This is a genomic window from Micromonospora sp. NPDC047753, assembly GCF_040642735.1.
In the GTDB taxonomy this organism is placed as follows: Bacteria; Actinomycetota; Actinomycetes; order Mycobacteriales; family Micromonosporaceae; genus Micromonospora.
The window spans coordinates 1-8,242 of the sequence record NZ_JBEYSL010000307.1; the positions used below are offsets into that span (position 1 = coordinate 1).

An 8,242-nucleotide genomic window follows, 5' to 3' on the forward strand; every position below is an offset into this window, starting at 1 on the left:
GCTCGTGTCGTCTCGGTGGCCTCCGGGCGCGACCCGGCGTGGCGGATCCGGTGGGACGACGTGCAGTTCGCACGCGGCTACGACAAGTGGGAGTCCAGGTCCAACCGCATCTCCGCCCCGGCGGCCAGCTGACCCAGGCGGCAGGTGATCGGTTCGACGCTGTCGTGGACGCCCGCGCACGTGCCCCACCCGTCGACGTCCGCGCGCACCACAGCGGGCACGCCCAACCGCAGCACCACGTGGGCGACCGGGCCCGTGCCCCGGTTACGGATCCGCACCGTGGCCGTACCCGTCCGGGAGCCGTCGTCGGCAGTTCTCAGCACGAGGTCACCGGTGGTGACGGAGACGTCCGCCAGGTTCGGGTTCGGACCGAAGCTCGTCGGCCCGGAGACCTGGCTGAAGGCGTCACCCTTCCAGCGGTAGCCCCGCCACTGCCGTTGTGACCACCTGGCGTTCCAGCCACCCCCGGGAGCGATGTCACCGACCTGAACGCGAACCGTGCCGTCGCCCACGACGTCCAGCGCGAACAGCCACTCCGGCTTGTCGATGGTGGTCGCGACCACCCGGCCGACAGTCGTCGCCTTTCCTTCCTCGTCGCGGTCGAAGGCGACCACCTGCATCGGCCCGCGGGTGCCGAGCACGCACTGCACGAGAGCCACGGTCTCCACCGCGCCGTCTCCGTCGATGTCGCCGTGGTCGAGCGCCAAAAGCCAGTTCGCGCCCTCCCGGGCGTCGCCGGTGAGCCGCGTCTGCGACGTCGGGCAGCCTCGTCCGGCCCGCCACGCCGGCAGGGTCACCGGCACCCCCAGCAGCTGGGCCCGGCTGAGCCGGCCGTCCGGCACCCCGATGGTCGGGCTGGCACTGGTCCCGGCAGGGCTGGGGGTCGGACTCGTCGGCGTCGGCGCCGGCGTCGGTGACGCCGAGATGCTCGGCGTCGGGTCGACCGGACCAGGCCGATGGTCCGGGCCGCTCAACGCCGCGTATCCGACGGCCGACCCGCCGAACAGGGCGAGCGCCGTCGTGGCGGTGGCAGCCAGCCGGCGTCGGCCGCGGCCTCGTACGGTCCGTCGAACGGCGGCGGGCCCCGGCGCCTCGACCTCCGCCAGCGCGGTACGGCGGTAACGGGCGAACTCTTCGGCGAGGTCAAGAATCTCCTGCTCAGACATCCCGCACCTCCTCATTGGTGTCGCGTAGGTGAGCGGCGAGCGCGGTTCGGCCCCGGTACAGCCAGGACTTGACAGTCCCTTCGGCGACCTGTTCCTGGGCGGCGATCTCCGCGACCGTCAGGTCGGCGAGGTAGTGCAGTACGACGGCCCGCCGCTGTTTCGGCGGCAACTTCGCCAACGCGGTGTCGACGGCGACCCGGTCGGGGCTCGGCTCCGCGACGTGTGTCTCGCGCTGCCGCAGCAGCCACTGCTGGGCGGTCCGCAGCCGCCGCCAGCGGTTGTGGCCGAGATTCCACGCGACCCGACGGACCCAGGCCAGGGGGTCCTGGTATCCGGCGAGCCGGTCCCAGCGGGCGTACGCCCGACAGAACGCCTCCTGAACCAGGTCCTGTGCCTGCCCCCGGTCACCGGTGTACGCGGTCAGTTGCACCACCAGACCGCGGTAGTGGGCGTGGTAGAAGTCGTCGAAGACCAGCTCTGCCGGCGCGGAGGTCGCGGCTCCCGGTGGATCCGGTGGGCGCCCACCCACCGGCACATCTCGTGTCACAAGCACTTGTCCTCCCCGTGGCGACTGCCGGCGTCGTGTTCGCCAGCACCGGTCACACAAGCGAGCGCACCGGTAGGTTGCGCGTCAATCGCTGCCGATCCTTGTCGGCTCGGGGACAATTGGTGGACCGCTCGGGCCGATCACCGCCGGACCGCACGGACGCCGGCTGTGATTCACTGTCGGTGAGGAGAGGGGGCGGTCGTGCAGCTGCCGGCAGTGCTCGGCGAGCCGATCCGGTTCGTGCTGAACTGGGGGCGCCGCTACTCGCTCTGGGTGTTCAACTTCGGTCTGGCCTGCTGTGCCATCGAGTTCATCGCCACCAGCATGGGTCGGCACGACTTCATCCGACTCGGCGTGATCCCGTTCGCCCACGGCCCCCGCCAGGCCGACCTGATGGTGGTCTCCGGCACGGTGACCGACAAGATGGCCCCGGCGATCAAGCGCCTGTACGACCAGATGCCCGAGCCGAAGTACGTCATCTCGTTCGGCGCCTGCTCCAACTGCGGCGGCCCCTACTGGGATTCGTACTCGGTGACCAAGGGCGTCGACCAGCTCATCCCGGTCGACGTGTACGTGCCCGGCTGTCCGCCCCGGCCGGAGGCGCTGCTGCACGGCATCCTTCGCCTGCAGGAGAAGATCGCCGCCGAGCAGTCCGGCATCGGAGGTGTGCCGCAACGGGACGTGCTGGCCGCGCCGCTGGACGCCCCGCCCCGCGAGGCCGCCGCGCCCCGCTCGGTCGACTCGCTCACCGCCCCGCCGGTACGCCCACCAGCCGCGAGCTGAGGGCGGCCGGCCGCCACCCGGAGCTGACCCGGGCGACGGCCGACCGTCGGCAGGTCAGCTGGCCGGCAATGCCAGGGTGAACGTGACGGTGTTGTCGCTGGGGTCGACGTCGGGAACTGTCTCGTCCCAGTAGAGGGTGGCCAGCTCTACGGTGATCGGGGTCGCCTCGTCCGCCGGGTCGGTCGGCCGGCTGATGAACAGCGCCACGTCGCGCTCCTCACCCTGCATCAGCAGACCGCCCGGCACGAATGCCTGTGGGCCGTACACCGGGCCGTCGAAGGGCTCGGTGAACCGGATCATCGACCCGGCGGGCAGCTGCGTGGCAGTCAGCGAGTTGGCGAGCTGCCGGGCGTCACCCGCGTACCGGACCCGGAGCGGCACCCGCCGGGTGTTCTCGGGGCCGTCGGTCACCGGGCCGGCCAGCTCGACGGACGCGTTCGCCTGGGCGTCCTGCACGTACGTCTGCGGGCGGGCCAGCTTGCCGTCGAGGGAGCGGAACTGTGCGCTGAACGGCACCGTGCCCAGGGATCCGGTGTCGTACGAGTAGGCGGTGACCAGGCCTCCGTCCGCGATCATCGGGTAGCTGCGAGGGGTGGTCAGCACCTGGAACTCCACAGTCGCCCGGCGAGACTCGCCCGGGGCCAGATCGTTGCCACGCGGCAGGGCGCAGGTGCGGACCAACAGCCCTTCCTCCACGCCGTCCGATTCGCAGCGTGACTCCACGCCCCCGGAGAAGGAGCCCGCCACGGCCTCGCGGATCCGGAAGTAGAAGCCCTGCGTGCTGTCACTGTTGTTGGTGATGGTCACCCGAAGGCTGCCCCGGTAGCCGCGTTCGGTCGGCTCGAGCACCAGCCGGCTCAGCGAGAACGTGGGGGCGTCGGCGGAGACCGACGGTGCGGCCGAGGCTGGTCCGGCCCCGCCGATCGTCGCCGTCAGGCCGAGTAGTGCGGCGGTGAGTAGAGTCCCCGTTTTGCGGAGCATCTGTATCTGGTCCTCCATGGTCGACGCCCGGCGAGGGACCTGTCGCCGGTCGTGGCGATGCCTCGATCGACGAACGTAACCATGGTGTCCGGGCCCCCGCGCCGTGACCCGGACAGCATGATCGATGGATGGGCCGTTCGCCACCCCGTTGTGGACCCGCCGCACTAGCCTGCGCACTATGAGCAGCTCAGGGGACCAGCGCTCCGCCCACATCGTCGACGTGCTCACCGAGGAGTTCGGCGCGTCGATGGCTATCGACCCGGCCGCCTTCCGCCGCAAGTTCCGCAAGATGGCGGCGTCGCCGTTCGCCTTCTACCGGGGCAGCGCCGCGCTGTTCTACGCCGACCAGCTCGGCGACTTCGCCGACGACCGGTTCCTGAACGAGCAGACCAGCCGGGTGTGGATCCACGGTGACCTGCACGCGGAGAACTTCGGCACCTACATGAACGCCTCCGGGCAGCTCGTGTTCAACGTCAACGACTTCGACGAGGCGTACGTCGGGCCGTTCACCTGGGACCTGCGCCGGCTCGCGGCCAGCGTGGCGCTGCTCGGCTACGGCAAGGCGCTCTCCGACACGGCGATCGGGGAGCTGGTTGCCGGGTTCGCCCGGTCGTACCTGACCGAGCTGCGGGCCATCGCCGCCGGCGGTGACGACGCGATCGGTTCGATCACCCTGGACAACGCCGACGGGGTGCTACGCCGGGTGCTCCAACAGGCCCGGCTCAACACCCGCGTGGACCTGCTCGCCGCGCAGACCACCATCGACAACTACGAGCGACGTTTCTCCATCGGCGACGGCGTCTTCGAGATCGACGACGCCACCCGGGACCTGGTCAGCGCCGCCTTCCAGGAATACCTGGGCACCCTGCCGAACGCCTCGACGCAGCTGCGCCCGGTGGCGGCGCGGATCAAGGACGTGGTGCTGCGCAAGGGGGTGGGCATCGGCTCGGCCGGGCTGCCGTCGTACAACCTGCTGCTGGAGGGGCACACCCAGGCGCTGGAGAACGACGTCGTCATCTACATGAAGCAGGCTCAGGTGCCGGCCGTGGCGCGGTACGTCACCGACGAGTCGGTCCGCGGCTACTTCCAGCACCAGGGGCACCGGACCGCCGAGTCGCAGCGGGCGTTGCAGGCGCACGCCGACCCGTGGCTGGGCTTCACCGAGCTGAATGGGGCCGGTCAGCTGGTCGCCGAGGTTTCCCCGTACGCCGCCGACCTGGACTGGTCGGACGTGAACGAGCCGGAGGAACTGACCGGCGTTCTCGTCGACCTCGGTCGGGCGGTGGCCCGGATGCACTCGGTCGCCGACGACGAATCCAGTCACGACCTGGTGGACTACTCCACCGAGGAGGCGATCGTCGCGGCGGTCGACGCCGACGAGTCGGGATTCGTCGCCCACCTGGTGGACTTCGCCCACGCGTACGGGGTGCGCGCCCGCCAGGACCACCAGCTCTTCGTCGACCTGTTCCGCAACGGTCGACTGCCGGGCATCTGATCGGGCGCGGCGTCGCTCAGGACGCGAACTCCAGCACCACCTTGATGTCGTCCGGCCCGGGGGTGTACGCGTCGGCGTACCGGTTCACCGGCACCCGCCGGGTGATCAGCGACTCGAGCCAGATCTGGTCGGCGCGGGCGAGCGCCTGCGCCGCCATGTTCCAGTGCCGCCGGTTGGCGTTCACCGAGCCGAACACCACGTTGTTCTCCAGCACCAGGGCCCGGTTCAGCGCCCCGGCGTCGAAGTCGATGCTCCGGCCACCGCTGGACACCCCGGCCAGGCAGACGATCCCGGTCGGGGCCGCCTTGCACATGACGTCGAGGACCACTGTGGGAGCGCCGGTGCACTCGATCACCACGTCCGGCTCGAAGGGCAGGTCGTTGACCGGCACGGTGTGATAGGTGGCGCCCAGCCCGGCGACCAGCTCCGGCTTCGGCCCCTCGGTGTTGCGGTCCAGCACGTGGACGGTGAGCCCGCGCTGGGTGCCGAGCAACGCGGCCAGCAGCCCGATCGGCCCGGCCCCGGTCACCAGGACGGTCTGCGGCTGCCACTCGGCCCGGTGCCCGATCCGCTCGATGTGGTCCCACGCCTTCGCCACCACACTTGTCGGCTCCAGCAGCACGCCCACCTGGGCCAGCGTCGGATCGAGCGCGACAGCGAACCGCGGTTCCACCCGCCAGCGGTCCCGAGCGAACCCGGCCAGTGCCTTGATGCCATGTTCGGTGTACTGACCGTTACGGCACATGTCCCACTCGCCGACAGCGCAGTTCGGGCAGGGCACCGGGTCGGGATACCTGACGATTCCGGCCACCAGGTCACCGGGTTGCAGGGTGCCGCTGGAGTCCTCGATCACCCGGCCCAGTGACTCGTGCCCGATGACCAGGCGGTCGGCACCCGGCGGCGCCTCGCCGTACTCCCCGGCGATGATCTCGTGGTCGGTGCCGCAGATCCCCACCGCCAGCGCCTCGACCAGGACAGAGCCCTCCTCGGCAGCCGGCTCCGGCTGATCGTCGACGAGGCTCAGCGAGTTGGCGACCCCAGGTCTTACCGTCACAGCGCGCACGTCCTCATCTTTCCCCGCCCAGGCGCGCGCCGCGCCCAAAGCCGGCAGATCGCCGGGCATCGGCGGCGGCCAGGTGCGGCCTCGGCCGGCACTAGGATCAGCGGCATGACTCCCGAAGAGGTCGGCGCTCGACTGGTCGCGCTGCTCGCGCCGGCTGAGGCGACGCCGTCGGTCTCCGGCGGGCAACGTTTCGCCAGGGCCACCATCGACGTGCCACCCACGAGTTGGCTCACAGCGGTTTCGGCCGCTCGTGACGACGCCGAGCTGGCCTGTGACTTCTTCGACTGGCTCTCCGCCGTCGACGAGTTGGCCGAGGGCTTCGACGTGGTGGCGCACCTCTGGTCGACGCGACTGCGGCACGGCGTGCTGCTGCGTACGCGGTTGCCGAGAAGCGCGCCCACTGTCACCTCGGTGGTCGACGTCTACCCCGGAGCCGCCTGGCACGAGCGGGAGACGCACGAGATGTTCGGCATCGACTTCGCCGGGCATGAGGAGCTGCTGCCGCTGCTGCTGCCGCCGGAGTTCGAGGGCCACCCGTTGCGTAAGGAGTTCGTGCTGGCTTCCCGGGTGGCGAAGCCCTGGCCGGGCGCGAAGGAGCCGGGCGAGTCCGAGGCCGGCGGCGGGCGTCGACCGATCCGCCCGCCGGGCGTACCCGCTCCGGGCGAGTGGGGGCCCACGCCCACCCCGGCCGGCGCCGGTGGAGTGGGGGAGGGCCCGCGTGGCGGCACCCCCGCCAGACCGGCCCGTGAGCGTCCGGCGCGGCCCGCCCCGGGGGCCCGCCCGGCGCGTACTCCCCGCCCGGTCGGCGCCACCGACGGCCCGATCCCTGCCGACCAGCCCGCGCCCGACGCAGGCCCGGCCGCACCTGACCAACCTGGCGCCGGCCCGACTACCGCGCCCGCGCCCGGCGTTGGCCCGGCCAACCAGCCCGCGCCTGACGCGGCCGCACCTGACCAACCTGGCGCCGGCCCGACTGCCGCGCCCGCGCCCGGCGCGGCCACACCTGAGAAGCCCGTGTCCGACGGGCCGGCTGCCGAGCCCGTGTCCGACGGGCCGGCTGCCGAGCCCGTGCCCGGCGTCGACGAGATCGGCCACGTCGCGTCCGGCGCGGCCGCATCGGACAAGCCCGGCGAGGGCTCGGCCGCGTCGGGTGGCGAGCCGGTCGCGGACCCGCCGGGCCGCGACGGCCGGAGCGACCACGACGGGGGTACGGCCTGATGCCGCTCTGGGTGGAGTTGGTGCTCCGGATCGGCGGCGTGGTGGTCGCTTTCCTCACCCTGCCGTTGCTTGTCGGCCAGGCCGAACACAAGGTGATGGCGCACATGCAGGGTCGGCTCGGCCCGATGTACGCGGGCGGCTTCCACGGCTGGGCCCAGCTCGTGGCCGACGGGGTCAAGTTCGTGCAGAAGGAGGACATCACCCCGCGCGAGGCGGACCGGGCGGTGTTCCGGTTGGCGCCGGCGGTGGCCCTGGTGCCCTACCTGCTGGTGTTGCTCGTCATTCCGCTCGGTCCGAACGACCTGGTCGGCCAACCGTTGGACATCGGCCTCTTCTTCGTGCTGGCCGTGGTCGGCGTCGGGGTGGTGGCGGTGCTGATGTCGGCGTGGGCGTCGGCCAACAAGTACAGCCTGCTGGGCGGGTTGCGCGGGGCGGCCCAGTTGCTCGGTTACGAGCTGCCGCTGGTGCTGGCCGCCGCGTCGGTGGCGATGGCGGCAGGCACGCTCAGCCTGTCGGGCATCGTCGAGGCGTGGCAGCCGTGGTGGCTGCTCTGGCAGGCACCCGCGATGATCATCTTTTTCGTCGCCGGGCTGGCCGAGATCCGTCGACCACCGTTCGACATGCCGGTGGCCGACTCGGAGCTTGTCTTCGGCTACATGACCGAGTACACCGGTCTGCGGTTCGCGTTCTTCCTGCTCGCCGAGTACGTCGGCATCGTGGTGATCGCCGCGCTGACCACTGTGCTGTTCCTGGGTGGTTGGCAGGGCCCGTTCGCCGACGACCAGTTGGGCTGGCTCTGGACGCTGCTCAAGATCTTCGCGGTCTCCTTCGTGATCATCTGGCTCCGGGTTTCCTACCCCCGGCTACGCGAGGACCAGCTCCAACGCCTCTGCTGGCTGGGGTCGTTACTCGGCCGTTGACGGACGTTCATCCCAAGCCGATGAGCGGCTGAGGCGGCAAACGCCTCCATGCCCATCGCGGCGAACATG

7 protein-coding genes and 1 pseudogene are annotated in these 8,242 nt (G+C 71.3%); 4 read left to right on the forward strand and 4 right to left on the reverse strand.

The window, feature by feature from the left end; all coding sequences use genetic code 11:
* Window positions 1-77: 77 nt before the first annotated feature.
* The gene (locus ABZ749_RS23210) at window positions 78-1,166 is read right to left on the reverse strand and encodes a hypothetical protein (RefSeq protein WP_357231019.1); all 1,089 of its coding nucleotides are present in this window, start codon (window positions 1,164-1,166) and stop codon (window positions 78-80) included.
* The gene (locus ABZ749_RS23215; protein ID WP_357231021.1) at window positions 1,159-1,719 is read right to left on the reverse strand and encodes a SigE family RNA polymerase sigma factor; all 561 of its coding nucleotides are present in this window, start codon (window positions 1,717-1,719) and stop codon (window positions 1,159-1,161) included. The genes ABZ749_RS23210 and ABZ749_RS23215 overlap by 8 nt, the downstream gene beginning before the upstream one ends.
* A gap of 195 nt (window positions 1,720-1,914) precedes the next feature.
* Between ABZ749_RS23215 and ABZ749_RS23220 the strand changes: the two genes are divergently transcribed.
* Window positions 1,915-2,496, forward strand: coding sequence for an NADH-quinone oxidoreductase subunit B (locus ABZ749_RS23220; protein WP_124861683.1), 582 nt, complete (start codon window positions 1,915-1,917; stop codon window positions 2,494-2,496).
* 54 nt (window positions 2,497-2,550) lie between these two features.
* Here ABZ749_RS23220 and ABZ749_RS23225 read toward each other — a convergent pair whose 3' ends face one another.
* Entirely contained in the window at window positions 2,551-3,477 is a 927-nt protein-coding gene (locus ABZ749_RS23225; protein ID WP_357231024.1) for a hypothetical protein, read from the reverse strand.
* A gap of 178 nt (window positions 3,478-3,655) precedes the next feature.
* Here ABZ749_RS23225 and ABZ749_RS23230 point away from each other — a divergent pair, with 178 nt between their 5' ends.
* Window positions 3,656-4,972, forward strand: a complete 1,317-nt coding sequence (locus ABZ749_RS23230) for a DUF2252 domain-containing protein (protein ID WP_357231027.1) — start codon at window positions 3,656-3,658, stop codon at window positions 4,970-4,972.
* Window positions 4,973-4,988: 16 nt separating this feature from the next.
* On the opposite strand, the gene ABZ749_RS23235 is transcribed toward ABZ749_RS23230, so the two are convergent.
* A complete protein-coding gene (locus ABZ749_RS23235; RefSeq protein WP_357231030.1) occupies window positions 4,989-6,035 on the reverse strand; it encodes a glucose 1-dehydrogenase in 1,047 nt (348 codons plus the stop codon).
* 105 nt (window positions 6,036-6,140) lie between these two features.
* Here ABZ749_RS23235 and ABZ749_RS23240 point away from each other — a divergent pair.
* Together ABZ749_RS23240 and ABZ749_RS23245 are read left to right on the forward strand one after the other, a co-directional pair.
* A pseudogene (locus ABZ749_RS23240) lies at window positions 6,141-6,719 on the forward strand (NADH-quinone oxidoreductase subunit C); the annotation flags it as partial.
* 533 nt (window positions 6,720-7,252) lie between these two features.
* On the forward strand, window positions 7,253-8,173 hold the full coding sequence (locus ABZ749_RS23245; protein WP_357231033.1) for a complex I subunit 1 family protein: 921 nt from the start codon (window positions 7,253-7,255) through the stop codon (window positions 8,171-8,173).
* Window positions 8,174-8,242 lie beyond the last annotated feature (69 nt).

Bases quoted from the DNA above. Each gene is read 5' to 3' on its own strand.
- ABZ749_RS23210 (WP_357231019.1), bottom strand. From the start codon at position 1,166: ATGTCTGAGCAGGAGATTCTTGACCTCGCCGAAGAGTTCGCCCGTTAC.
- ABZ749_RS23225 (WP_357231024.1), bottom strand. From the start codon at position 3,477: ATGCTCCGCAAAACGGGGACTCTACTCACCGCCGCACTACTCGGCCTG.
- ABZ749_RS23230 (WP_357231027.1), top strand. From the start codon at position 3,656: ATGAGCAGCTCAGGGGACCAGCGCTCCGCCCACATCGTCGACGTGCTC.
- ABZ749_RS23245 (WP_357231033.1), top strand. From the start codon at position 7,253: ATGCCGCTCTGGGTGGAGTTGGTGCTCCGGATCGGCGGCGTGGTGGTC.